The 1,508-nt window shown below is 46.4% G+C and carries 2 tRNA genes and 2 rRNA genes; all 4 read left to right on the top strand.

The window, feature by feature from the left end:
- A 16S ribosomal RNA gene (locus MR764_RS20140) occupies positions 1–109 on the top strand; the annotation flags it as partial.
- Between the two features lie 136 nt (positions 110–245).
- Positions 246–319 (top strand) — tRNA-Ile (locus tag MR764_RS20135).
- 80 nt (positions 320–399) lie between these two features.
- Positions 400–473, top strand: a tRNA-Ala gene (locus tag MR764_RS20130).
- 261 nt (positions 474–734) lie between these two features.
- Positions 735–1,508: ribosomal RNA gene (locus MR764_RS20125) — 23S ribosomal RNA — on the top strand; the annotation flags it as partial.

Genomic DNA, 1,508 nt, shown 5'->3' with positions numbered 1-1,508 from the left:
GGTGCCTGAAGTCTGTGACCGAGAGGAGCGGCCTAGGGTAAAACCGGTAACTGGGGTTAAGTCGTAACAAGGTAGCCGTACCGGAAGGTGTGGCTGGAACACCTCCTTTCTGGAGCACAGGTTTACAACCTACTCTGTGACGAGATTGACAATTTTGGACCTTGCTTTTTTAAAAATATACTAGAGTTACAAGCGGGGCTAGCCGTCTAACAGCTAAGAGCTCAAAGCTTGCGGCTTTATTGAATAGTCCCGTAGCTCAGCTGGTTAGAGTACTACACTGATAATGTAGGGGTCCCCAGTTCAAGTCTGGGCGGGACTACAAAAACAGCTACTAGTGATTATTCACTGGTCACTAGCAACAGTTAGGAGCCAGGAGTTTGAAGCTAGAAGCCAATTATCGGGGGATTAGCTCAGTTGGCTAGAGCGCTAGATTTGCATTCTAGAGGTCAAGGGTTCGACTCCCTTATTCTCCACAAGAGACAAAAAAGGTCGAAACGTTCAGAAGCGATGATGAACAAGAGATAATGCTGGTGCAGCAGTTAAGGTTCGATTCCTTATTTATCTACGTAAGTAGAACGGTTAATACTGTTCAAGTGCTTTAAAGTTCTTTGGCATGTTGGGAAAAATAAATTGATGATTATTTTATAATAATTATCGAGAGTCAAATCACAAGATAGAGACAACTATTTTTAAACAAGAGATACAATTTTGAATCAATACGAGGATTCTATCCAAAGAAAGTTACTAAGGGCGTACGGAGGATGCCTTGGCTCTCAGAGGCGAAGAAGGACGTGACAAGCTGCGATAAGCTGCGGGGATTGGCAAATACGAATCGATCCGCAGATTTCCGAATGGGGCAACCCATCCATAAAGGATATCCGGGGTAACCTGGAGGCAAACCCGCTGAACTGAAACATCTAAGTAGGCGGAGGAAGAGAAAACAATAGTGATTCCCCGAGTAGTGGCGAGCGAAAAGGGAATAGCCTAAACCAATCTTGTTTCGGCAAGGTTGGGGTTGTAGGGCTGCGATATGAAGACATATTTTGAACTGGAACGGTTTTGGAACAGCCGGCTATAAAGGGTGACAGCCCCGTACAGGTAAGCAATACTATTCTAGCAGTACCCTGAGTAGGGCGGGACACGTGAAATCCTGTCTGAATCTGCCAGGACCATCTGGTAAGGCTAAATACTACTGAGAGACCGATAGTGAACAAGTACCGTGAGGGAAAGGTGAAAAGCACCCCGAACAGGGGAGTGAAATAGTACCTGAAACCGTGCGCTTACAAGCGGTAGGAGCTTCAATTTATTGGAGTGACTGCGTGCCTTTTGCATAATGAGCCTACGAGTTAGTCGTTACTGGCGAGGCTAAGCCTTTAAGAGGCGTACCCGAAGCGAAAGCGAGTCTGAATAGGGCGTAAAGTCAGTAGCGCTAGACGCGAAACCTTGTGATCTACCCATGGCCAGGTTGAAGTGTTGGTAACACAACATGGAGGACCGAACCAGGAGAC

Source organism: Maribellus sp. YY47 (assembly GCF_023111095.1).
Taxonomy (GTDB): Bacteria; Bacteroidota; Bacteroidia; order Bacteroidales; family Prolixibacteraceae; genus Draconibacterium.
The sequence above is the reverse complement of the archived record's forward strand: the minus strand, read 5'-3'. Positions and strand labels throughout refer to the sequence as shown.